Below are 24868 nucleotides of genomic sequence, written 5' to 3'. Positions count from 1 at the left end.
ATTAATAATTCTTAAAAAATCGTCTATTTTAAAGCGTTTTATTGCGCTTAATTTATCAAAATAGAATAATTATAAATAATATTTCTTTGAATATGGATTTTTATTAAAAATTTTTTAATCTCAATTCAAATGGTTAAATTTGTGTCGCTTTAAAAAAAACAAATCAACTTAAACATAGAAAAGAAAAATTAAAATGAGTATTTATAGCGACTACATTAAAGAGATTGAAGAAAGAAAAGTACAAGGTCTTCATCCAAAACCAATTGATACTGCTGAATTATTAAGTGAGATTATAACTCAAATTAAAGATGTAAATAATGTAAATAGAGAAGATTGTTTGAAATTTTTTATTTACAATACATTACCTGGAACAACTCCTGCGGCGGGTGTTAAAGCAAAATTTTTAAAAGAAATTATTTTAGGAGAAGAAAATGTGGCTGAAATTACGCCAGATTTTGCTTTTGAATTACTTTCTCACATGAAAGGTGGACCTTCGATTGCTGTTTTATTAGATTTAGCATTAGGTCAACATGCGGAAATTGCAAAACAAGCGGCTGAAGTATTAAAAACACAGGTGTTTTTATATGAAGCCGATACAGATCGTTTGAAAAATGCTTATGCAGAAGGAAATGGTATTGCAAAAGAAATTTTAGAAAGTTATGCTAAGGCAGAATTCTTCACTAAATTACCAGAAGTACCAGAAGAAATTAAAGTGGTAACTTTTATTGCTGGGGAAGGTGATATTTCTACGGATTTATTATCTCCAGGAAATCAAGCACACTCTCGTTCTGATCGTGAATTGCACGGAAAATGTATGATTACTCCTCAAGCACAAGAGGAAATTAAAGCTTTACAAGCGCAACACCCTGATAAAAGTGTGATGTTGGTAGCTGAAAAAGGAACTATGGGTGTAGGTTCATCTCGTATGTCGGGTGTTAATAACGTGGCACTTTGGACAGGAAAGCAAGCAAGTCCTTATGTACCATTTGTAAATATCGCTCCAATTGTAGCTGGTACAAACGGTATATCACCTATTTTCTTGACTACTGTTGACGTAACGGGTGGTATTGGAATTGATTTGAAAAACTGGGTGAAGAAAACGGATGAAAATGGTGAAGTTGTTCGTGGTGAAAACGGAGAACCTGTTTTAGAGCAAAAATATTCTGTAGCAACGGGTACTGTATTAACAATTAATACGAAAACAAAAAAACTATATAATGGAGACCAAGAGTTAATTGATATTTCAAGATCTTTTACTCCTCAAAAAATGGAATTCATCAAAGCAGGAGGGTCTTATGCAATTGTTTTTGGTAAAAAAATCCAAACGTTTGCTGCTAAAACATTAGGAATTGAAGCGCCTGTGGTTTTTGCTCCTTCTAAAGAAATTTCAAACGAAGGTCAAGGGTTAACAGCAGTAGAAAAAATCTTTAATAGAAATGCAGTAGGAACTACTCCTGGAAAAGTTTTACATGCAGGATCAGATGTTCGTGTAACTGTAAATATTGTTGGTTCTCAAGATACAACAGGTTTAATGACTGCTCAAGAGTTAGAATCAATGGCAGCTACAGTTATTTCTCCTATTGTAGATGGAGCTTATCAATCGGGTTGTCATACAGCTTCTGTTTGGGATAAAAAAGCGCAAACTAATATTCCGAAATTAATGAAGTTCATGAATGATTTCGGTTTAATTACAGCTCGTGATCCTAAAGGTGTTTATCATTCAATGACAGACGTTATTCATAAAGTTTTAAATGATATTACGGTAGATGACAGAGCCATTATTATTGGTGGAGATTCACATACACGTATGTCTAAAGGTGTGGCATTTGGGGCCGATTCAGGTACTGTTGCATTAGCTTTAGCTACCGGTGAAGCATCAATGCCAATACCAGAATCTGTTAAAGTAACCTTTAAAGGTGAAATGAAATCGTATATGGATTTCCGTGATGTAGTTCATGCTACGCAAGCGCAAATGTTACATCAGTTTGGTGGTGAAAATGTATTCCAAGGAAGAATCATTGAGGTACATATCGGTACATTAACTGCAGATCAGGCCTTTACATTTACAGATTGGACGGCTGAAATGAAAGCGAAAGCATCCATCTGTATTTCAGAAGATGAAACCTTAATTGAGTCATTAGAAATTGCTAAATCTAGAATCCAAATCATGATTGATAAGGGAATGGATAATGCTAATAAAGTGCTTCAAGGTTTAATTGATAAGGCAAATAAAAGAATTGCAGAAATCCGTTCTGGTGAGCAACCAGCTCTTAAACCAGATGCCAATGCAAAATATTATGCTGAAGTTGTGGTGGATTTAGATGTTATTGCTGAACCAATGATTGCTGACCCAGATGTAAACAATAAAGACGTATCTAAACGTTATACACACGATACCATTCGTCCTTTATCGTTCTATGGTGGAGATAAAAAAGTAGATTTAGGATTTATCGGTTCTTGTATGGTGCATAAAGGCGATATGAAAATTTTAGCTCAAATGCTTAAAAATATCGAAGCTCAACAAGGTAAAGTGGAATTTAAAGCGCCATTAGTTGTTGCTCCTCCAACTTACAATATTGTTGACGAATTAAAAGCAGAAGGTGATTGGGAAGTATTACAAAAATATTCTGGCTTCGAATTTGATGATAACAATCCAAAAGCAGTTGCGCGTACGGAATATGAAAATATGTTATACTTAGAGCGTCCTGGTTGTAACTTATGTATGGGTAATCAAGAAAAAGCTGCTAAAGGAGATACTGTTATGGCTACATCAACTCGTTTGTTCCAAGGACGTGTGGTTGAAGATTCAGCTGAGAAAAAAGGAGAATCGTTACTTTCTTCTACTCCAGTGGTTGTATTATCTACAATTTTAGGACGTACACCTTCAATTGAAGAGTATGTTAAAGCAGTTGAGGGAATTAACTTAACTAAATTTGCTCCATCACATAAATTATTAGTTGGATAATTGTACTTTAATTTATTAACAAATATTTAAGCCTGAGTTTTAAACTCAGGCTTTTTTTATTTTGTAAATTAGTAAATATTTATAAAACACATACTTATGGCTTTTGATATTGAAATGATTGAAAAAGTGTATTCTAATTTGACTAGTCGTGTGGATAAAGCAAGAGCACTAGTAGGAAGACCACTTACATTAACTGAAAAAATTTTATATTCCCATTTATGGGAGGGAGTTCCTTCAATTGTTTATGAGCGTGGAAAGGATTATGTTGATTTTGCTCCAGATAGAGTTGCTTGTCAAGATGCAACAGCTCAAATGGCATTATTGCAATTTATGCATGCAGGAAAAAGTAAAGTCGCAGTTCCTACTACTGTGCATTGTGATCACTTAATTCAAGCACGAGATGGTGCAAAACAAGACTTGGCTTTTGCTAATAAACAATCAAAAGAAGTTTTTGACTTTTTATCTTCTGTTTCCAATAAATACGGCATTGGTTTTTGGAAACCAGGTTCTGGAATTATTCACCAAATTGTTTTAGAAAATTATGCATTTCCAGGTGGAATGATGATAGGGACTGATTCCCATACTGTAAACGCTGGAGGTCTTGGAATGTTGGCAATTGGTGTGGGTGGTGCAGACGCTGTTGATGTAATGTCGGGCATGTCATGGGAATTAAAATTTCCTAAATTAATAGGTGTGAAATTAACAGGTAGGTTAAATGGTTGGACAGCTCCTAAGGATGTTATTTTAAAAGTAGCAGATATTTTAACGGTTAAAGGTGGAACAGGTGCAATTCTAGAATATTTTGGAGAGGGCGCAAAAGCAATGTCTTGTACTGGTAAAGGAACCATTTGTAATATGGGAGCAGAAATAGGTGCGACTACTTCAACTTTTGGTTATGATGATTCCATGAGGAGATATTTAACAGCAACTGGTCGACAAGATGTAGTGGATGCCGCAGATAAAGTTGCATCTTATTTAACAGCTGATGAAGAAGTGTATGCTAATCCAGAGCAGTATTTTGATCAATTGATTGAAATTAATCTGTCTGAACTAGAGCCTCATATTAACGGACCTTTCACACCAGATCGAGGTACACCTGTTTCTAAAATGAAAGAAGAAGCCGCTAAAAATGATTGGCCTATTAAAGTTGAGTGGGGATTAATTGGTTCTTGTACTAATTCATCTTATGAAGATATGTCTAGAGCTGCATCAATTGTAGAACAAGCTGTTGCGTATGGTATAACTCCTAAAGCTGAATTTGGAATTAATCCAGGTTCTGAACAAATTAGATTTACAATTGAAAGGGATGGAATTCTTGCTACTTTCGAAAAAATGGGTACAAAAGTATTTACTAATGCTTGCGGACCTTGCATAGGGCAGTGGGACAGAGCAGGTGCGGAAAAACAAGAAAAAAATACAATTGTTCATTCTTTTAATAGAAATTTCTCAAAACGTGCAGATGGTAATCCGAATACGCATGCTTTTGTAACTTCGCCAGAAATGGTTGCTGTACTGGCTATATCGGGTCGTTTAGATTTTAATCCAATAACTGATACGCTAATCAATGATAATGGAGAAGAAGTGAAATTCTTACCTCCCCAAGGGGAAGAGTTGCCAACAAAAGGATTTGCCGTTGATGATCCCGGATTTCAAGCCCCAGCAGCAGATGGTTCATCAGTGGAAGTTATAGTTTCACCAACTTCGGATCGATTACAATTATTAGCTCCGTTTGCGCCTTGGGATGGCAAAAATATAACAGGAGCAAAGTTGTTAATAAAAGCTTATGGAAAATGTACCACCGATCATATTTCAATGGCAGGACCTTGGTTGCGTTATCGTGGTCATTTAGATAATATTTCCAATAATATGCTTATAGGAGCTGAAAATGCTTTTAATGGAAAAGTAAACTCGGTAAAAAATCAATTAACAGGAGTTTACGACGAAGTGCCAAAAGTGCAAAGAGCCTATAAAGTAGCCGGAATTCCTTCTATTGTTGTGGGTGATCACAATTATGGGGAAGGTTCTTCACGAGAACATGCAGCCATGGAACCACGCTTTTTAGGTGTAAAAGCAGTATTGGTAAAGTCATTTGCGCGTATTCATGAAACGAATTTGAAAAAACAGGGAATGTTGGCTTTAACATTTGCAAATGAGTCGGATTATGATAAAATTCAGGAAGATGATACCATCAATTTCTTAGATTTAACAGAATTTGCACCCGGAAAACCGCTAACAATAGCGTTTGTTCATTCAGATGGATCAAAAGATCTGATATTGGCAAATCATACTTATAATGATAGTCAAATAGGTTGGTTTAAAGCAGGTTCGGCATTAAATTTAATTGCAGCAGGTAAGTTTTAATAAAAATAATTATAATTAAAATAGCTCTCTTTATGGGAGCTTTTTTTTGTTAGGGTAATAAAAAAGTGTTAAATCCATTAATTTTAAAATTTCAATTTTTTAACTTGCGACTCTTTATTTTATTATCCATTCAATTTAGTATTTATGTCAATTAAAAAACTGATCACTTTTTTATTCTTTTTTATGTCAATTTTTGTTTTTTCTCAGCAAAAAATAAAGCATAAAGTTGTGAAAGGTGAATCGGTTTATAGTATTGCCAAAAAATATAATGTAACCGAAAAAGAAATCCTTGATTTAAATCCAAAAGCAAAAGGAGTTTTAGCATTAGATACCGAATTGATACTACCAAAATATTCAAAAAAGAAAGATGAACCTAAAAAAGTAATTCCAAAGGGTACTACTTACAAGGTTCAAAATGGAGAATCCTTTTATACGATTTCTAGAAAATTTAATGTTGGGTACGAAACTTTAACAGACTTGAATCCTGAAATTAAGCCTGAGAACCTTCAAATTGGTGAAGTAATACGTTTACCTAAAGGCGTTAAAGTACCAAAGGAGGAAAAAACAAAAGAAGTTACTAGAAAATCAAAAACGAATACAAAAAATCAAAAACACATTGTTGGTTCTGGTGAGTCTTTTTATGTAATTGCAAAAAAATATAATGTTTCTGTAGAAGAATTAAGACAAGCAAATCCACAAATTGTAAATGATAAATTAGATGTAAAAGACGTTGTTTTTATTCCGTCTAGCGAAGCAGTAATAGTAAAAGGGAAAAATATAAAAGAAGAAAAAAAGAAAATCATAGAGGAAGAAAAAACTACCCTCGAATTAACACAAAAAGAAAAAGAAGAAATTAAAGAAGAAATTGATTCATTAACTGAAAACCATAGAGTTGAGCCAAGAGAAACAAAATTTGGAATTGCTAAGAAATACGGTTTAACAGTTGCTGAACTCGATGCATTAAATCCTAATGTTAAGGAATTAAAAGCTGGACAAGTTTTAGTTTTACGTAAAAATTTGGTAGCCAAAGAAGATAAACCAAAAACAATACAAGAATACGAAGAAGAAAATACGCCTACTTACGTTCCTCCAATGGATGCTGATGCCATAACAAAAGCAGAGTTTTTAATTTCTAAAGCGTCAGAATGTATTGGTGTTAGATATAGAAGTGGTGGAAGTGATAGAAGAGGTTTTGATTGTTCAGGTTTTGTTTCTTATACATTTAAATATTTAGAAATGAATTTGCCAAGGTCTTCTTGGGAAATGGCAAATGTGGGTATAAAAATTGATCGTTCACAAGCACAAAAAGGTGATTTAATCTTTTTTAAAACAGTAAGAAGCGGAATAAGTCATGTAGGAATGATTACTGAAGTAACAGAAAATGATATCAAATTTATTCATTCTTCAACCAATAATGGTGTTATAGTTTCTTCGGTTAATGAGGCTTATTATAGTCGCCGTTTTGTGCAAATCAATCGTATTTTAAATTAATTTATCTCACTTGTAAAATACTAAAATAACAGTCTTCTTTTTCTCCTAAAATAGATACGGAAGCTAATGTGGAAACTACGTAAAATGTAATGGTATCTCCTGTATTTAATTGCACTAAATTTTGTGCCGATCTTGCAGGTGGAGTGGCATTAATTCCCAATATTCCAATATTAGCAAAGCTATTTCTACTTAAAAGGGTTCCATTTTTATAGATTGCTAAACCAAAGTTGGTAGAAATACTTAGGGTATTATCTGCTTTTATTTGTGCATAAATTTGATAAATTCCGTCTTGTTTAGCGGTAAATGTATTCGTTGCAGTATTGTATTCTGCATTCAAATCAAATTCAATTGCATTAAACGGAATTTTTACTTGTCCAGCTAGTAAAGTTAAATTAACAAGAGCACTGCTGCTAAATGAACCTTTTACAGCAGTTTTTAATGTATTGTTTAAAATTTCTTTAGCGTTTAATCTTTTTACAACACCATCTCTATCTGCTACTAAGATTGAATCAGCCTTTAGGTTAACACTCGTGTCTATTGTTCTTATACGTAAGGTTCCATTAATATCTAAACTTTCTGTTGGAGAAGATGTTCCAATACCTACTTGAGCAAATCCTAAATAAAAAAATAAAAATGCCAAATTTGAAAAAAATAGTTTCATAATGTTGATTTTTAGTGTATTAAAGTTAGTGATAAAAAAAAGTAAAGCATTAAATAATCGTTTTAATGTAAGATTTATTCGACGATTGTAGTATTTACTAAATGAGAAAAATTTGAATTTAAGTTTTTAAGCTTTTTGTTAATGTTTTGTACAATCTTAGTATCTTTAGCCAAAAAGTAATTTATATGAGTGAAACGAATCCAGAATTTAAAAAAGAATTAAATTTATTAAATGCGACAAGTATTGTTGCAGGATCCATGATTGGTTCTGGTATTTTTATTGTAACTGCAGCTATGGCTCGAGATTTAGGGTCTTCCGGTTGGTTATTGTTTACTTGGTTATTGACAGGGCTTCTAACTATGTCAGCAGCATTAAGTTATGGTGAATTAGCAGGGATGATGCCTAATGCAGGTGGTCAATATGTTTACATTCAAAAAGCTTATGGTAAGCTCATTTCTTTCTTGTACGGGTGGACTGTATTTACAGTTATTCAAACAGGTGTTATTGCAGCTGTGGCTGTGGCATTTGCCAATTATACGGCTATCTTTATTCCGCAACTTGATTTAACGCTAGCTGATTTAGGTATTTTTCAAATTTCACTGAAACAAATAATGGCTATTATCAGTATTGTTTTACTGACGTATATTAATACTAATGGGGTGCAAAGTGGGAAAAAAGTCCAATTGTTTTTTACGGTTGCAAAATTATTTGCTCTTTTTGCATTAATTGTTTTAGGATTGTACGTTGGATTACAAACTGATGTTTTAAGTTCAAATTTTGAACATCCATGGCATGCTTTTAAAACCATAATTAAAGAAGATGGTACTACTGAAATAATTAATTTGAGCGGATTGGCATTGGTTGGTGCCGTTGGAGCAACCATTATTAATTCATTGTTCTCAAGTGATGCATGGAATAATGTGACTTTTATTGCAGCAGAAATTAAAGATCCAAGAAAAAATATTCCTCGAAGTTTGTTTTTAGGAACTTTAATTGTAACAGTTATATATTTATTAGCCAATTTAGCTTATTTGGCTCTATTGCCAATTGACGGAAGTCCTAGCGGAATTGATGTAATGTCTAAAGGAATGATGTTTGCTAGTGATGATAGAGTAGGTGCAGCGGCAGCAAATATAATTTTAGGAAATGTAGGTGTTTTTGTAATGGCTGGATTAATTATGATTTCTACTTTTGGATGTAATAGTGGTATTATATTAGCCGGAGGGAGATTGTTTTATGCCATGTCAAAAGACGGTTTGTTTTTTAAACAAGCCAGTCAATTAAATAAAAATAATGTTCCTGCAAAAGCACTTTGGGTGCAATGTTTGTGGGCTTGTATGCTGTGTCTATCAGGTAAATATGGTGATCTTTTAACGTATGCTACTTTTGCCTCTTTATTGTTTTATATACTAACTATTTATGGTATTTTTATTTTAAGAAGAACTGAACCCAACATGGAAAGACCTTATAAAGCTTTTGGATATCCTTTTGTTCCAGCATTGTATATAGTTTTGACTTCAATAATATGCGCTATATTGCTAATTTATGATACAAAAAATACGGGTTTAGGATTATTAATTGTATTAATAGGAATACCAGTTTATTATATTACTCAAAAGAAGGATAAATAAAAAAAAGCAAAGTGTAAACTTTGCTTTTTTTAATTCGTTTTTTCTAAAATCTTTTTTAAGTTTTCTCCATTTTTTCCAAAAGCATCTTTAATCATTTTTTTACCAATGATTGACATTAGGTTCAATGGATATGGATCATGCCCATAAAATTCTTCGGTATGGGTACATGAATTTGCATTTATTGCTTTAATAATGGTTGCAGCTTTTTGATTACCTTCAAAAGGTTTAATGAAATGTAAGTCGACCTCAATTCTTTCACCGTCTAATTTAGTAATTGTTTGACTTCCAGCTCCTACATCATCATTTCCTTCCCAAGTTTGTGAAGCACCAACTGTTCCGTCTTCGCCTGAATAGGTTAGTCTAATATTTGGATCAGCCTGCACCCAAACACTCCATTCTTTTTGGTTTTGTAACATTTTTGCATACTCATAAACTTCTTTTTGAGGTTTATTAATAGTAACTGTATGCGAAACAGTGTATTCACATGGAATAAATAGTGCAACTACCAGTAATATGAGCACTAAGATTCCTAGGAATAAAAAAATTCTTTTAATAATTTTCATAGTTGTTAGATTTTGATAGAAGTAAAGACATAAAAAAAACCGTTTTGAAATTACTCAAAACAGTTTTTATATTGTTGAATATTAGTCTATTAATAGTAAGTATATCTTCTAACTTTAGCAATATATTTTGCTAAACGTATTACTTGGTGACTGTATCCATACTCGTTATCGTACCATACATATAACACAACATTTTTTCCATCATTTGATACCAATGTAGCATTACTATCATATATAGAAGGTTGAGAAGTTCCAACAATATCTGAAGAAACTAATTCATTATTCATTGAATATTTAATTTGTTCAACTAAATCTCCTTCTAATGCATATTTTTTCATGATAGCATCAACTTCTTCTCTTGTAGTTGTTTTTCCTACTTCTAAGTTTAACACCACTAATGAACCATTTGGAACTGGAACACGAATAGCATTTGAAGTTAATTTTCCAGCCAAACTAGGTAATGCTTTTGCAACCGCACTTCCAGCACCTGTTTCAGTGATTACCATGTTTAATGCTGCAGAACGTCCTCTACGGTATTTTTTATGCATGTTATCAACCAAGTTTTGGTCGTTTGTATAGGCATGAATCGTTTCAATATGACCTTTTACAACACCTAAAGTATCTTCAACTGCTTTTAAAACTGGAGTAATAGCATTTGTTGTACACGATGCAGCTGAATAAATGATTACTTCATCAGGATTGTAATCTTCATGGTTAACACCATAAACAATATTTGGAACACCTTTACCAGGAGCTGTTAATAAAACTTTTTCAACACCTTTTGAAGTTAAGTGACGTTTTAAAGCTTCTTCAGTTGTGAAAGCTCCAGTATTATCAATAACTAATGCGTCATTGATTCCATATTGAGTGTAATCGATATCTTCAGGTCCATTTGCAGTAATAACATGAACTGTTGTGCCATTGATAATTAAAGCTTGATTTTCAACATCTGCAGCAACCGAACCTTCAAAATCTCCATGAACTGAATCATATCGTAATAAAGAAGCACGTTTTTCTAATAAAACAGCATCATTTTTATCACGTGTAACAATTGCTCTAAGGCGTAATTGTTGGCCTTTACCAATTTTACTCATCATTTCACGAGCTAATAAACGACCAATACGACCAAATCCGTATAAAACAACATCTTTAGGTTTAATTTCAGATGTATCTTTAGCGTCTTTTAATTTGTCAATAACAAATGCTTTCGCATCATTGTATTTATTATCTTCTAAATGGTATTCATAGGTTAATTTACCAATATCAATTCTTGAAGGTGGTAAATCTAAATCTTCAATTGCTCTAGCAATTTCAACTGAATCAAAAATGTTAATTGGTTTTTCTACAAAAGCAACTGCATATTCGTGTAAGTTGATAATGTCACTTACATTTCTATCGATTAATTGATTTCTAAAAAGTACTAACTCAATTGATTTGTCATACCATAAATCACTGATGATTCTAACAAATTCTACACAAGCTTTTCTTCTATCTGCTTGAAAAGCTAACTCTTTTTCGTAAATAGTGTTGTTGTCCATGAATATTTAAGTGTTGTTTCTAACTGGTGCAAAAGTATAAAATTTCAATCGTTTTCGTTAATAAAATTTTTAACTTTTTTTCAAAAAAAATACCCAGTAAAAAACTGAGTATTTTTAAACTAAACTATAATTAAAATTTAAAGAATGATTCTGTAAATACGTCCATTTTTAGCAATAATTTCATATTGTGCCTTTTGGCCTTCTTCTTTTTTGGCTAAATACGAAGAAACACTCTCCATATCAGTTACACGCATATTATCTATTCGTAGTACAATGGAACCTTTTAATTCATTGGCATATTCAGCATAATCATTATTAGATACTTCTTTTATTTTAATACCATTTTTGATATTGAATCGTTGTTTATCACTATCTGAAATATCCTCAAATTCAATTCCATTAAATTCATATTGTATCAATTCTTTTTTGGTCAATTTAACGGGAATGTTCATTTGTTTACCGTCTCTTAAAACCGTAACTTTTACTAAGTCATTAGGTCGTTTGGTATTAACAATCGAACTTAATTCCGCGTTACTATTAACCTTCTTATCGTCTAACTTTACAATAATATCTCCTTTCTCAATACCTGCTTTTTGTGCACCTGAATTTTTGTTTACTTTATTAACATAAACGCCTTCTGTTTGATTGATTCCATATTTTTTTGCAGCTTCCGCATTTAATTCCCCACCTTCAATACCTAAAATTCCACGTTGAACATTACCAAATTGCATTAAATCTTCAATTATTTTCTTTGTAATATTCGATGGAACGGCAAATGAATATCCTGCATAACTTCCTGTAGGTGAGGATATCATAGTATTTATGCCGACTAATTCGCCTCTTGCATTAACTAAGGCACCACCAGAGTTTCCTGGATTTACAGCAGCATCCGTTTGGATGAAAGATTGTATACTTGCTTTATCTAAATTTCTTGCTTTGGCTGATACAATTCCAGCTGTTACGGTCGAATTTAAATTGTATGGATTACCTACTGCTAACACCCATTCACCTACTTTGATTGCTTCTGAATCACCAAAAACAATAAAAGGTAATTTTTCATTTGCGTCAATCTTAAGTAAAGCAATGTCCATTTTAGAATCGGTTCCTACTAATTTTGCTTTATATGATTTATTGTTATTTAATGTAACTTCTAATTCTGTTGCATCTTTAATTACGTGATTATTAGTAACAATATATCCGTCTTCAGAAACTATTACTCCAGAACCTGTTCCTACTTGTTCATATTGTTGTGTTTCACCTCTACCGTAAAAAAAAGAAGCCCAAGGGTCATTGTAGGTAACAACAGATACATTTTTAACATGGACAACACTATGTACAGCTTTTTCTGCTGCGGCAGTAAAATCGTAACCTTCAGGAACTAAACCAACAGCTTTTGAATAATTAGGTGCTGAAGTAACAATAGAACCTGTATTGCCTTTTTCAATAAATACTTTATAAGCGCCAAGTGTAGTAGCTCCGCTTAATAAAGAGACCAAAAATAAGTTTCCTAAATTTTTCATTTCCATTATTTTTTAAAGTGTTGGGACTTTTGTGATGTAAATATATAACACAATTTTTAGTATTAAAATTCGTTTAACGCTCGATTAACAATGTTTAACATGTTTTTAATATTTCTATAAATGAATTAAGTTATGTTGTTAATATTTTTAAAATTCTCCTTTTTAGTGCCAATATTTAAGCTAATTTTGTATTTCAAAATTTGACTATGCAATTCACATTTTATAAATACCATGGAACAGGTAACGATTTTGTAATTTTTGATAATCGTGAAAATACTTTTCCCAAAAATAATACCAAATTAATTGAATTTTTGTGCGACCGTCGTTTTGGCATTGGTGGAGATGGGTTAATGCTTTTGGAGAAGCATCCAAAATTTGATTTTACAATGGTTTATTTTAATTCGGATGGAAGTACAAGTACGATGTGTGGGAATGGGGGACGATGTTTAGTTGCTTTTGCAAAAAAACTTGGTATTGTTAATGAAGAGGCACATTTTGAAGCATCTGATGGGTATCATTTTGCACGAATTGAAGGAGAATTAATTGCACTTCAAATGATAGATGTGTCTGATATTCAAATAAAAGACACTTATGAATATGTCTATACTGGGTCACCACATCATGTGCAATTAGTACAGAATTTGTCTTCTTTTGATGTAAAAAATAAAGGGGCTCAAATTCGCTATTCTGAACTTTATGGAGAAAAAGGTAGCAATGTAAATTTTGTTGAACAAGTAAATGAGGCAACTTTTAATGTTCGTACCTATGAACGCGGAGTGGAAGATGAAACGTTGTCTTGCGGAACGGGAGTAACTGCCGTAGCTATTGCTATGTTTGAAACAGGTAAAACAAAAGAAAGTGTAGTTGAGTTAAATGTACCTGGAGGAAAATTGAAAGTCAGTTTTGTGAAAGATAATAATGAGTATAAAAATGTCTTTTTGACAGGTCCAGCACAGTTTGTATTTGAAGGTAGTATTGAAATTTAATTCAGTATTCAAATAGAAATGCAGACCTTAGTTCAAGAAATAATTGTGTTTCTTAACTGGTAAATCTCAAGTTGAATATTAAATTATTAGCTTCGACTAAATATTATTTCATCATTTCATCTTTTTCAATAATGCCATCTTTTACACGAATAATTCTATGTGCATGAGCGGCAATATCTTCTTCATGTGTTACCAATATCACGGTGTTTCCATTGGCATGTATTTCGCCGAACAACTTCATAATTTCAATCGAAGTTTTACTATCTAAATTTCCTGTTGGTTCATCCGCTAAAATGATAGATGGCTTATTCACTAAAGCTCTTGCTACTGCTACACGTTGTCTTTGACCACCTGACAATTGATTGGGTTTATGATCCATTCTGTCAGAAAGTCCCACTTGAGTTAATACTTCGGTAGCTCTTTTGGTTCTTTCTTCTTTTGATTTTCCTGCATATACCATTGGCAAAGCTACATTGTCTAGCGCGGTAGTTCTTGGCATTAGATTGAATGTTTGAAATACAAAGCCAATTTCTTTATTTCTTATTCCGGCTAATTCATTATCATCCATCTCACTTACATGTTTTCCATTTAAAATATAACTTCCAGATGTAGGTGTGTCTAAGCAGCCTAAAATGTTCATTAATGTTGATTTTCCAGAACCAGAAGGCCCCATTAAAGCAACATATTCCCCTTTATTAATTACCAAATTAATTCCTTTTAATACATGAACAGTTTCACTTCCTAAAGGAAAATCTCTTGTTATGCCTTTAATTTCAATAATAGGTTGACTCATTTTAGTATATAATTTTAACTATTTGTATTGCTTTTTTCAAGATTGTTACAGTTAATGAGTAAATAGTGTGATTTTTATAAATCAATATGGGAATTATGTAACATTACCTAATTGATAATCTATTAATTTTACAACTTGAAAAGTATTAAAACAAACATGAAAAAAATTACTCTTGGCATTGGATTTCTATTAACTAGTCTCATTGTTGTTGTTTCTTGTAAATCTGAAGAAGAAAAAAAAGCAGAAAAAACAATTGCAGAATACGAAAGATTTGTAGATTCTCTCAATCAAGTCACTATGGATGAAGCAGAGCCTAATTTAGCAAAAATAGAAGCTGAGTTTGAATTAAAATCGAAAGAAGCGGAAAAGGCAATGGAAGAATTTTCTGAAAAAGAACGAGCTAAAAAAGTAGCTACATTAAAAACAACTAAAACAAAATACACAAAATATTCTGAAACAGTTAAAAATAAGATTGTAAAAAGTTCATTGTTGCCTATGCAAGCATTAAGAAACTCACTTTTTGGAGTTGGTAAAGTAAATGAGAACAGGAATTTTAATTGGGTGACAAAAGAGAATGCTTTAAATGTTTATGAACAATTATTTGATGTTTACAAAGAACATAATCATGAATATACCAAAGCAGAAATTGATGAAATTAAACTATTGCTTTTAGCATTAAATGAGAGAAAGAAAATAATTGAAGAGGAGCTTCCATCCAGAGAAAGTTCTAGAATAGGAGTTATCAAATTTAAAATGAATACAAAATTACGAATAGATAGAATAGGCGCGAGGTCTGAAAAAATAGAAAATTAGGTTAGTTAGGTTTTTTTGGTTAGAAAAAGGCAGTATTACCACGTTGTAAGCTGCCTTTTTTATATTCTTATTTTTTCAAAAAACATTGAACTTAAATTTTGTTCAGTTTTAATGCAGAAATGTTCTTTGTTTTGTTCTTTTCTAAAGAAAACCAGTCCCCATTGAAATGTATCAATAGTTACCGTTACTTTTGGATGATCTTTAATAATTTCCCAAGCTTCTTCCATATCTTGAGACCAATGGATGTCATCAAATATCCAAATGGTTTCGTTGGTGATTGTTGGTAATAGGGTTTCAAAGTATTCTAAAGTTGCTTTTTTGGAATGATTACCGTCGAAATAAATGCAATCGAAGTTTTTTTGATTGGTTTTGTTTAAAGTTTCAAGTTTCAAGTTATTTAAATAGCTGGAAAATTCAGTAGTAATATATTCGATATTTTTAAATCCAAACTTTTGACTTTCTTCTTTTGACTTTTGGCTTGTAGATGGACAGCCTTCTAATGTTGTGATTGTTGAGTTTTTGTTGCCTAACGCTAATGCTGAAGTTGCTAAACCTAAGGAAGTGCCAATTTCTAAAATTTCAGTAGGTTGAAAATAACGCACCAATCGAAACAATAATTGGGCTCTTTTTCTCGAAATTCCAGCGTTTTTTGCAATAGCAGCAATTTCACGTGTATTGGATTTAAAAACACGTGAACCTGCACCAAAATCGGTTACTTCTATTGTATTGTGGTCGTTTAGTAACTGGTTTCTATAGTTGTCTAATACTTCGTACTCTTCATAATTGGTAGTGTCATAAAAACAATTTCTCACCAAATCAAATACAAAAGGAGAGTGTACGCCGTGTTCTGAAGTGGCATTCCATTGAAATTTTAAATAGGATTGTATTTGTTGTAACATATTCCAATATTTATACGAAAAGGACAAGCGTAATTATTCCATTTTCAAACTTAACTCAAACCAACGTTCTTCTTTAGACTCTAAATCAGATATTATTTTTTGTAATTCTGAAGATTTTTTGTCAATCTCCTCATGATTTAACTCTGTTGTTGCAAAAATATGTTCAATTTCTTTTTTCTTGGCTTCTAAATCTTTGATTTCACGCTCAATTTTCTGAAATTCTTTTTGTTCGTTAAAGGTTAAACCGGCTTTAACTTGTTTTTCTTTCCAGCTTACTTTTTCTTTGGAAGATTCCTCTTTTATAGGCTCTACGGAATCTTCATAAATTCGCCAATCAGAATAATTTCCAGGAAAATCTTCTACTTCACCTTCACCTCTAAATACAAATAAATGATCCACAATTTTATCCATAAAATAACGGTCGTGACTCACAACAACTAAACATCCCGGATAATCAAGTAAGAAGTTTTCCAATACGTTTAATGTCACAATATCTAAGTCATTCGTTGGCTCATCTAGTATCAGAAAATTGGGGTTTTGAATTAATACGGTACATAAATACAAGCGTTTCAATTCACCACCGCTTAATTTCTCTACATAATCGTATTGTTTTTTCGAATCGAACAAAAAGCGTTCCAATAATTGTGAGGCTGAAATGATTTTTCCTTTTGTTAGTGGAATGTATTCGCCATATTCTTTAATAACTTCAATTACTTTTTGACCTGGTTTGGGGTTGATGCCACTTTGGGTATAATATCCTATTTTAATGGTGTCGCCAATAATTACTTTACCAGCATCGGGCTGTAAGGTATGTGTCAGTATATTTAAAAAAGTTGATTTCCCCGTTCCGTTTTTACCAATAATCCCAATTCGCTCTCCACGCTGAAAAGAATAAAAGAAGTCGTTTAAAATGGTTTTGTCTTTGAATTTTTTATTCAATTTCACCATTTCAATGATTTTACTTCCCATGCGTTCCATGTTGATTTCTAATTCCAACACGTTTTCTTTTCTTCGACTCATGGCTTTTTCTTTAATCACATAAAAGTCATCCTGACGCGATTTTGATTTGGTTGTTCGTGCTTTTGGTTGACGACGCATCCAAGCTAATTCTTTTACAAATAAGTTTTGTGCCTTGTCAATACTTGCATTTTCAGACGCAATTCGTTCTTCTTTTTTCTGCAAATAATAGGAATAGTTGCCTTTGTATTGGTAAATTTTTCCGTTATCCAACTCAATTATTTCATTGCATACACGTTCTAAAAAAAAACGGTCGTGCGTAACCATAAACAATGTAATGTTTTCTTTGGCAAAATAATCTTCCAACCATTCAATCATTTCTAAATCCAAATGGTTGGTTGGTTCATCTAAGATTAATAAATCGGGTCGGTTTATCAATATGATGGCAAGTGCTAAACGCTTTTTTTGCCCTCCAGATAGACTCTTTACTTTTAGTTTTAAATCTTCAAGTTTTAATTTGAATAAAATTTGTTTGTATTGTGTTTCAAAATCCCATGCGTTATGCCTATCCATATCGTCAAAAGCCTTTTGATACGCTTCTTCATCTTCCGGATTTTGCAATGCTTTTTCATAACGTTCAATGATCTTTAAGGTGTCATTATCACTGGCAAAAATACTTTCTTCAATGGTTAATTCATCTTGTAGATTATTATCTTGCGCCAAGAATGCCATCTTTATGTCTTTTCGAACTACAACCTGACCCGAATCGGGTTCGTCTTTGCCCGTAAGCATGTTCATTATAGTGGTTTTTCCAGAACCATTTTTAGCGATGAATGCTATTTTTTGATCTTTATTTATTCCGAATGATACGTTTTCAAATAACGTGCGTTCTCCGTAATGCTTAGATATATTTTCAACTGAAAGATAATTCATTTAATCAATTTGTCAATTAAACAATGAGGCATTGTGCCAATTGTTTTGCAAAAATAGTATTTTAAATAGGTTTCAACATTTATTAATATTCAAATTTTGAAATTTTCAAATTATATTTGCTCCTTGGCTAATCGAAAATTGTCCTTATGCAACTCTCCGTTATTATACTTAATTATAATGTTCGCTATTTTTTGGAACAATGTGTGCTAAGTGTTCAAAAAGCATTGGAGCATATAGAGGGCGAAATTATTGTTGTAGATAATGCTTCTACTGACGAGAGTTGCGAAATGATGAAACAAAAATTTCCTGAAATTAAACTCATTCGCAATTCTGAAAATGTTGGTTTCCCAAAGGGAAATAATATAGGTGTTGCCCATGCAAGTGGAGAGTATATCTGTATTCTAAACCCAGATACGGTGGTTGCCGAAGATACTTTTGAAAAACTTTTTAATTTTTGTCATTCTGAACTTGTTTCAGAATCTAACACAGGCATTATCGGTTGCAAATTAATCGATGGAACTGGCCAGTTTCTTCCAGAATGTAAAAGGGGAGTGCCCACACCTTGGGTCGCTTTTACAAAAATTTTTGGTTTATATAAGTTGTTTCCAAGATTAAAATGGTTTAATCAGTATTATGCCCAACATATCGCTGAAAATGAAAATGGTGAAGTGGCTATTTTAGTCGGTGCTTTTATGTTTATGAAAAGGGATTTGTATCTACAAGTAGGAGGATTCGACGAAAATTGTTTTATGTATTCTGATGATATTGACTTGAGTTATATGGTGCAACAGTTGGGTAAAAAGAATTATTATTTTGCAGAAACGACAGTCATACATTATAAAGGAGAGAGTACGGTTAGGGACGCGACCTACAGAAAACGATTTCAAGAAGCCATGCAGTTTTTTTATGGAAAACACTTTAAAAAATCAGTCCTTTTTGACTACATAATGCGTTTTGGAAGCTTTGTTTTTAGTTTTTTCAAGAAATCACAACAACAAAATCGAGTGGTTTTAGTCGATGAATTTGTAGTATTTACTAAAAATAGCGATTTAAAATTTGAGGCATTAGAAGAAAAAAAATGTACTTATTTGTCTGATTTTAATTTGTTTGATTCCGATTCAAAAAAAAATAGAGAAGTTATTTTTGACACAAGTACTTTTAGTTTCAAAGAAATTACTAGTTTTATGCAATCAAAGGCAAATCAAAAATGTACCTTTAAAAATTATTTGGCGAACTCTAATTATGGCATCGGGAGTAATCATGCTAATGATCGAGGGGAAGTCAAAATTTTAAAATAAATTATCATATTCTTAAAAAAAGAGATAAAAATTATTATTTTTGCAATCAATATTAAAGAACACAACGTTACATTAAATATATGGCAAAGTTTGAATTAAAGCTTCCGAAAATGGGAGAAAGTGTTGCGGAAGCAACTATTACAAATTGGTTAAAAAATGTAGGGGATACGATTGAAATGGACGAAGCTGTCCTTGAAATCGCAACAGATAAAGTAGATAGTGAAGTACCTTCTGAAGTAGCTGGGACTTTAGTTGAAATTTTATTTAATGTTGATGATGTTGTTCAAGTTGGACAAACCATTGCTATTATTGAAACGGATGGCGGAGCAGTAGAAGCTGCACCAGTGGCTAAAACTGAAGCACCGGTTGCTGTAGCAGAAGTAGTTAAAACTGTTGAGGCAGCTAAAGAAGTAGCCACTCCAGCAGATTTTTCAAGTTCAGATAAATTCTTTTCTCCTTTAGTTAAAAATATTGCTAAAGAAGAAGGTATTTCATTGGCTGAATTAGAAGCAATTCCAGGAACTGGAAAAGACGGAAGAGTGAATAAAGAAGATATCTTAAATTATATCAAAACTAGAGGAAATCAACCTGTAGCTACTGCAACGCCAGTAGTTGAGGCTTCAAAAGCTGCACCTGTAGCGGCATCTTCTTCTACACAAGCAGTACCAGTTTCGGTAAATGGTGGTGATGAGATTGTTGAAATGGACAGAATGCGTAAGTTGATTTCAAAATACATGGTGGAATCTAAACAAACTTCGGCTCACGTACAATCTTTCATTGAAGTGGATGTTACCAATATTGTAAAATGGAGAGATAAAAATAAAAATGCATTTGAAAAGAGAGAAGGTGAAAAATTAACTTTTACACCAATCTTCATGGAAGCAGTAGCAAAAGCATTGAAAGAATTCCCAGGAATGAATATTTCGGTTGAAGGCGAGTACATTATTAAAAAGAAAAATATCAATTTAGGAATGGCTGCGGCATTACCTAACGGAAATTTAATTGTACCTGTAATTAAAAATGCAGATCAATTGAATTTAGTAGGTATGGCGAAGGCGGTTAATGATTTAGGAAACCGTGCTAAAGCGGGTAAATTAAAACCAGACGATACACAAGGCGGAACGTATACAGTGACTAACGTAGGTACTTTTGGGTCTGTTTTTGGAACACCAATTATTAACCAACCACAAGTAGGTATTTTAGCCCTAGGTGCTATCAGAAAAGTACCAGCGGTTATTGAAACTCCAGAAGGAGATTTCATTGGAATTCGTCAAAAAATGTTCTTATCTCACTCGTATGATCATAGAGTGGTTGATGGTGCACTAGGAGGTAGTTTTGTAAAACGCGTGGCAGATTTATTAGAGTCTTGGGACATCAATAGAGAAATTTAAAATAAAATGAAATATAAAATCCCGATTTTTTCGGGATTTTTCTTTTTTTAGTAGCACCAATTTCCTCTTTCTAACCAAAAATCACCTGCTTTCGCCTATGCATGGCATTTGGCTCTATCAGGGCTATAATACAAAATTAGTGCTGCTAACTAATATAGCAGAATTCATTTTAAAAAGCAATTTGAAAATGAATTTCTAAAACTTATATTTGTAATCCAATTAAAGTAAAATGGAATTAAAATTAAATAGACCTATCTGTTTCTTTGATTTAGAAACAACAGGTATTGATGTAGGAAAGGATAGAATCGTTGAAATCTCAATTTTCAAAGTTTTTCCTAACGGAAATAAAGAAAGTAAAACATGGTTGGTAAACCCTACCATTCCTATTCCACCACAATCTACAGCGGTGCATGGCATTACAAATGAAAAAGTTGCCAATGAACCTACTTTTAAGGAATTAGCACCGCATGTTTTTAACATGATAAAGGATTCTGATTTGGCTGGTTTTAATTCAGATCGCTTTGATATTCCATTGTTAGCTGAAGAATTATTACGCGCTGACGTTGATTTTGATATGAAAAATAGAGTTTCAGTCGATGTGCAAACTATTTTTCATAAAATGGAAGAAAGAACTTTGTCAGCAGCCTATAAATTTTATTGCGGGCAATCTTTAGAAAATGCCCACAGTGCAGAAGCCGATACGTTAGCGACCTATGAAATTTTAAAAGCGCAATTGGATCGTTATCCTGAATTGGAAAATGATATAAAAACATTATCTGAATTTACCACTCGAAAAAAATCGGTTGATTTCGCAGGATTTATTGCATTAAACGATAAAGGGCAAGAGTTTTTTACCTTTGGTAAGTATAAAAATGTATTGGTTAATGATGTCTTTGATAAAGACCCAGGTTATTATGGTTGGATTCAAAATGCGGATTTTCCATTATACACCAAGAAAGTGTTAACAGGATTAAAACTAAGAAAACTGTCTACAAAATGAAAATAATTTGTATTGGTCGAAATTATGCGGACCATATTTCGGAATTAAATAACGAAAGACCTGCAGAACCGGTAATTTTTATGAAACCAGATACGGCAGTATTGCCTAAAGATGCTGATTTTTATATTCCAGAATTTTCCAAAGATGTGCATCATGAAGTTGAGGTTTTAGTAAAAATTAGTAAAGTTGGAAAATATATCGACCCAAAATTTGCCCATAAATATTATGAAGAAATAGGATTGGGGATTGATTTTACGGCCCGAGATGTGCAAACTATGTTAAAGGAAAAAGGTCTTCCATGGGAAAAAGCGAAGGCATTTGACCATTCAGCGATTATTGGTAGCTTTTTACCGAAAAAAAATTTCACTTCTCTAGAAAATGTTAATTTTGAATTACGTAATAATGGACAAATTGTTCAACAAGGAAATACTTCTTTAATGTTGTGGAATATTGATCAACTTATCGCCTATGTTTCTCAATATTTTACGTTAAAAACAGGAGATATTATTTTTACGGGTACACCAAAAGGCGTGGCTGCAGTAAAAGAAAATGACTTTTTAGAAGGTTTTTTGGAAGGAACATCAATGTTTAAAGTTCAAATTAAATAATATGGCACTACAATACAATCTTTCTAAGGTATATGAAATTTCTGAAAACGATAACGAGTTTGCATTGCAAATAGTTTCACTTTTTTTACAAGAAGTTCCTGCTGAGTTGAAATCAATTAAAGAGGGTATCGAGTTAAAAGATTATTCAAGAACGTATTCTGCTGCGCATAAAATAAAACCAACGTTAGATTTACTTGGCATGGATTTGGCTTATGATGACAATATGGAAATTATGAATTGGACAAAAGCAGAAGGCAAACGAAAAGAAATAAAAGAGGTGTATAAATCGCTAAAAGAACGAATTGATGCAGCGGTAGTAGAACTTAAAAAAGATTTTAAATTGAATTAATTCGGTTAAACAAATATTAAAAAATCACGTGAAAGCGTGATTTTTTTTATTTTTACATCTTAATAATTAAAGGAAATGAAAGCAGCTATTATTACGATTGGGGATGAAATTTTAATTGGACAAATCGTAGATACAAATTCGTCATATATAGCAAAGGCGTTAGATAAAATTGGAATTGCCACACAAGAAATGTTGTCTATTTCAGATGATAAACAACACATATTGAGTACTCTAAAATATGTTCAAAATAAATTTGACGTTGTGCTGGTTACAGGAGGTTTAGGGCCAACAAAAGACGACATTACCAAAAAGACATTTTGCGACTATTTTGAGGATCATTTGGTTGAAAATGTGGAGGTTTTAGCACATGTTAAAGATTTAATTGAAAGTTTTTATAAAAGACCTATTACACAATTAAACAAAGATCAGGCATTGGTTCCTTCTAAATGTAAGGTGTTGTTTAATAAGATGGGAACTGCTCCTGGAATGTTAATGGAACATGAGGAAACAATTTTTGTCTCCTTACCAGGTGTTCCTTATGAAATGAAATATCTAATTGATAATGAAGTGATTCCATACTTGGTTCAAAAATTTGAAAGACCTTATATTGTTCATAAAACCATTTTAACTTATGGTAGAGGTGAAAGTTTGGTAGCTGAGCAAATTGAAGAATGGGAGAATCAATTGCCTCAATTTATAAAATTAGCCTACTTGCCAAGCCCTGGAAGAGTTCGGTTGCGATTGACTGCAAGAGGCAAAAATGAAGAATTGTTAAAACAAACTATTGAGGATCAAATTCAATTATTAATTCCCTTAATTGGTGATATTATTGTTGGATATGATGAGGAAGAAACCATTGAGGTTGTTGTTGGTAGAAAGCTAAAAGAAAAAATGGTAACTCTTGCAACTGCAGAAAGTTGTACGGGAGGTAAAATTGCTGAAATGTTAACTTCTGTGGCCGGTGCATCAACTTATTTTAAAGGTGGTTTAATCCCTTATGAAACGGAAATGAAAACCAAACTTTTACATGTTAAAAAAGAAACTATTGATGCGTTTACTGTTGTGAGTGCAGAAGTTGCTAAAGAAATGGCGTTAAATAGCAAAACAATTTTTAATTCAGATTATGCCATAGCAACTACAGGTAATGCTGGGCCAACAAAAGGTGATTCTGTAGCTGAAATTGGAACCGTTTATATAGCTTTAGCTACTCCAAAAGAGGTTTTAGTTGAAGAATTTAACTTTGGTCAACCGCGTGAAAAGGTTATAGATAGGGCGGTTACAAAGGCTTTAGAGATGGTTTATAAAGAAATTTTAAAAAACTAATAGAAAATAGTTGCATTGTATTTTAAAAATTCGTTTCTTTGCACCCTGATTTTGAATAACGATATAAAGTTTAGTAATAATGTCAAGAGTTTGTGAACTTACAGGTAAAAGAGCAATGGTTGGGAACAACGTTTCTCATGCTATGAACAAAACAAAGAGAAAATTCTCTGTTAATTTAGTAAAAAAACGTTTTTACATTGCTGAAGAAGATAGATGGGTAACATTGAAAATTTCTACAGCTGCTTTAAAAACTATTAACAAAAATGGTATTGCTGCTGTTTTAAAACAAGCAAAAGCAAACGGATTTGTAAAATAATCTGGTAATCATTTAATAAAATATTTAGAAAAATGGCAAAGAAAGGTAATAGAATTCAGGTTATTTTAGAGTGTACTGAGCACAAAGATTCTGGTATGCCAGGAACTTCTCGTTACATCACTACTAAAAACAAAAAAAATACACCAGATAGAATGGAGATTAAAAAATTCAATCCTATCTTGAAAAGAGTAACTGTTCACAAAGAAATTAAATAATTAGAAATTTTTTATAAATTTCAATAAAACATTATAAGTCATGGCAAAGAAAACCGTAGCAACTTTACAGACAGCTTCTAAAAGATTAACTAAAGCTATCAAAATGGTTAAGTCTCCTAAGACTGGTGCTTACACTTTTGTTGAATCAGTTATGACTCCAGAAGAAGTAGATGAGTTCTTAAAAAAGAAATAATCATAGTTAAAGATATTTAAAAAGCTATTTTCATTTGAAAGTAGCTTTTTTTATTTTATTTTTG

General features: G+C 32.3%; 22 protein-coding genes. 15 read left to right on the top strand and 7 right to left on the bottom strand.

Annotated features, from left to right (window positions below):
* Positions 1 to 193 precede the first annotated feature (193 nt).
* From KQS_RS10140 to KQS_RS14055, 3 genes are all read left to right on the top strand, one after another.
* Positions 194 to 2965, top strand: a complete 2772-nt coding sequence (locus KQS_RS10140; protein WP_014389097.1) for a bifunctional aconitate hydratase 2/2-methylisocitrate dehydratase — start codon at positions 194 to 196, stop codon at positions 2963 to 2965.
* Positions 2966 to 3061: 96 nt separating this feature from the next.
* Entirely contained in the window at positions 3062 to 5326 is a 2265-nt protein-coding gene (locus KQS_RS10135) for an aconitate hydratase (protein ID WP_014389096.1), read from the top strand.
* A 144-nt stretch (positions 5327 to 5470) separates the two neighbouring features.
* Positions 5471 to 6817, top strand: a complete 1347-nt coding sequence (locus tag KQS_RS14055; protein ID WP_084642292.1) for a peptidoglycan endopeptidase — start codon at positions 5471 to 5473, stop codon at positions 6815 to 6817.
* A 1-nt stretch (position 6818) separates the two neighbouring features.
* On the opposite strand, the gene KQS_RS10125 is transcribed toward KQS_RS14055, so the two are convergent.
* Entirely contained in the window at positions 6819 to 7478 is a 660-nt protein-coding gene (locus KQS_RS10125) for a hypothetical protein (protein ID WP_014389094.1), read from the bottom strand.
* A 185-nt stretch (positions 7479 to 7663) separates the two neighbouring features.
* Between KQS_RS10125 and KQS_RS10120 the strand changes: the two genes are divergently transcribed.
* Positions 7664 to 9109, top strand: coding sequence for an APC family permease (locus tag KQS_RS10120; protein WP_014389093.1), 1446 nt, complete (start codon positions 7664 to 7666; stop codon positions 9107 to 9109).
* Between the two features lie 29 nt (positions 9110 to 9138).
* Here KQS_RS10120 and KQS_RS10115 read toward each other — a convergent pair whose 3' ends face one another.
* The 3 genes from KQS_RS10115 to KQS_RS10105 form a co-directional block, all read right to left on the bottom strand.
* Positions 9139 to 9672, bottom strand: a complete 534-nt coding sequence (locus KQS_RS10115) for an SRPBCC family protein (protein WP_014389092.1) — start codon at positions 9670 to 9672, stop codon at positions 9139 to 9141.
* An 89-nt stretch (positions 9673 to 9761) separates the two neighbouring features.
* Positions 9762 to 11210 (bottom strand): glyceraldehyde-3-phosphate dehydrogenase, encoded by a 1449-nt coding sequence (locus KQS_RS10110; protein ID WP_014389091.1) that lies wholly within the window; start codon positions 11208 to 11210, stop codon positions 9762 to 9764.
* 137 nt (positions 11211 to 11347) lie between these two features.
* Positions 11348 to 12730 carry a Do family serine endopeptidase gene (locus tag KQS_RS10105; protein ID WP_041252290.1) on the bottom strand — a complete coding sequence of 461 codons (1383 nt, stop codon included), beginning with the start codon at positions 12728 to 12730 and terminating at the stop codon, positions 11348 to 11350.
* Positions 12731 to 12936: 206 nt separating this feature from the next.
* On the opposite strand from KQS_RS10105, the gene dapF reads away from it, so the two are divergent.
* Entirely contained in the window at positions 12937 to 13716 is a 780-nt protein-coding gene (gene dapF, locus KQS_RS10100; RefSeq protein ID WP_014389089.1) for a diaminopimelate epimerase, read from the top strand.
* Positions 13717 to 13819: 103 nt separating this feature from the next.
* Here the strand turns inward: dapF and KQS_RS10095 are convergent, their stop codons facing one another.
* On the bottom strand, positions 13820 to 14509 hold the full coding sequence (locus tag KQS_RS10095; RefSeq protein WP_014389088.1) for an ABC transporter ATP-binding protein: 690 nt from the start codon (positions 14507 to 14509) through the stop codon (positions 13820 to 13822).
* A 156-nt stretch (positions 14510 to 14665) separates the two neighbouring features.
* On the opposite strand from KQS_RS10095, the gene KQS_RS10090 reads away from it, so the two are divergent.
* Positions 14666 to 15322, top strand: a complete 657-nt coding sequence (locus KQS_RS10090; RefSeq protein ID WP_014389087.1) for a hypothetical protein — start codon at positions 14666 to 14668, stop codon at positions 15320 to 15322.
* 59 nt (positions 15323 to 15381) lie between these two features.
* Here the strand turns inward: KQS_RS10090 and KQS_RS10085 are convergent, their stop codons facing one another.
* Together KQS_RS10085 and KQS_RS10080 are read right to left on the bottom strand one after the other, a co-directional pair.
* The gene (locus tag KQS_RS10085) at positions 15382 to 16221 is read right to left on the bottom strand and encodes an O-methyltransferase (RefSeq protein ID WP_014389086.1); all 840 of its coding nucleotides are present in this window, start codon (positions 16219 to 16221) and stop codon (positions 15382 to 15384) included.
* Between the two features lie 33 nt (positions 16222 to 16254).
* Positions 16255 to 18111 (bottom strand): ABC-F family ATP-binding cassette domain-containing protein, encoded by a 1857-nt coding sequence (locus tag KQS_RS10080; protein WP_014389085.1) that lies wholly within the window; start codon positions 18109 to 18111, stop codon positions 16255 to 16257.
* A 146-nt stretch (positions 18112 to 18257) separates the two neighbouring features.
* Here KQS_RS10080 and KQS_RS10075 point away from each other — a divergent pair, with 146 nt between their 5' ends.
* The 9 genes from KQS_RS10075 (at position 18258) to KQS_RS14230 (ending at position 24804) form a co-directional block, all read left to right on the top strand.
* Positions 18258 to 19409 carry a glycosyltransferase family 2 protein gene (locus tag KQS_RS10075; protein WP_014389084.1) on the top strand — a complete coding sequence of 384 codons (1152 nt, stop codon included), beginning with the start codon at positions 18258 to 18260 and terminating at the stop codon, positions 19407 to 19409.
* Positions 19410 to 19489: 80 nt separating this feature from the next.
* Positions 19490 to 20800 carry a dihydrolipoamide acetyltransferase family protein gene (locus tag KQS_RS10070; RefSeq protein ID WP_014389083.1) on the top strand — a complete coding sequence of 437 codons (1311 nt, stop codon included), beginning with the start codon at positions 19490 to 19492 and terminating at the stop codon, positions 20798 to 20800.
* A gap of 229 nt (positions 20801 to 21029) precedes the next feature.
* Positions 21030 to 21800, top strand: coding sequence for a 3'-5' exonuclease (locus KQS_RS10065; protein ID WP_014389082.1), 771 nt, complete (start codon positions 21030 to 21032; stop codon positions 21798 to 21800).
* Positions 21797 to 22408, top strand: a complete 612-nt coding sequence (locus KQS_RS10060) for a fumarylacetoacetate hydrolase family protein (RefSeq protein ID WP_014389081.1) — start codon at positions 21797 to 21799, stop codon at positions 22406 to 22408. The genes KQS_RS10065 and KQS_RS10060 overlap by 4 nt, the downstream gene beginning before the upstream one ends.
* 1 nt (position 22409) lies before the next feature.
* Entirely contained in the window at positions 22410 to 22757 is a 348-nt protein-coding gene (locus tag KQS_RS10055) for an Hpt domain-containing protein (RefSeq protein ID WP_014389080.1), read from the top strand.
* Positions 22758 to 22832: 75 nt separating this feature from the next.
* On the top strand, positions 22833 to 24080 hold the full coding sequence (locus KQS_RS10050) for a CinA family nicotinamide mononucleotide deamidase-related protein (protein ID WP_014389079.1): 1248 nt from the start codon (positions 22833 to 22835) through the stop codon (positions 24078 to 24080).
* Between the two features lie 79 nt (positions 24081 to 24159).
* Complete coding sequence (gene rpmB, locus KQS_RS10045; protein WP_014389078.1) at positions 24160 to 24396, top strand: 50S ribosomal protein L28; 237 nt, start codon at positions 24160 to 24162, stop codon at positions 24394 to 24396.
* A gap of 32 nt (positions 24397 to 24428) precedes the next feature.
* A complete protein-coding gene (gene rpmG / locus KQS_RS10040; RefSeq protein ID WP_014389077.1) occupies positions 24429 to 24611 on the top strand; it encodes a 50S ribosomal protein L33 in 183 nt (60 codons plus the stop codon).
* Between the two features lie 40 nt (positions 24612 to 24651).
* Positions 24652 to 24804 carry a DUF4295 domain-containing protein gene (locus tag KQS_RS14230; RefSeq protein WP_014389076.1) on the top strand — a complete coding sequence of 51 codons (153 nt, stop codon included), beginning with the start codon at positions 24652 to 24654 and terminating at the stop codon, positions 24802 to 24804.
* Positions 24805 to 24868 lie beyond the last annotated feature (64 nt).

This window comes from Flavobacterium indicum GPTSA100-9 = DSM 17447 (assembly GCF_000455605.1).
In the GTDB taxonomy this organism is placed as follows: domain Bacteria; phylum Bacteroidota; class Bacteroidia; order Flavobacteriales; family Flavobacteriaceae; genus Flavobacterium; species Flavobacterium indicum.
Note: the sequence above shows the minus strand (reverse complement) of the source record. Positions and strands in the feature narration are given on the sequence as shown.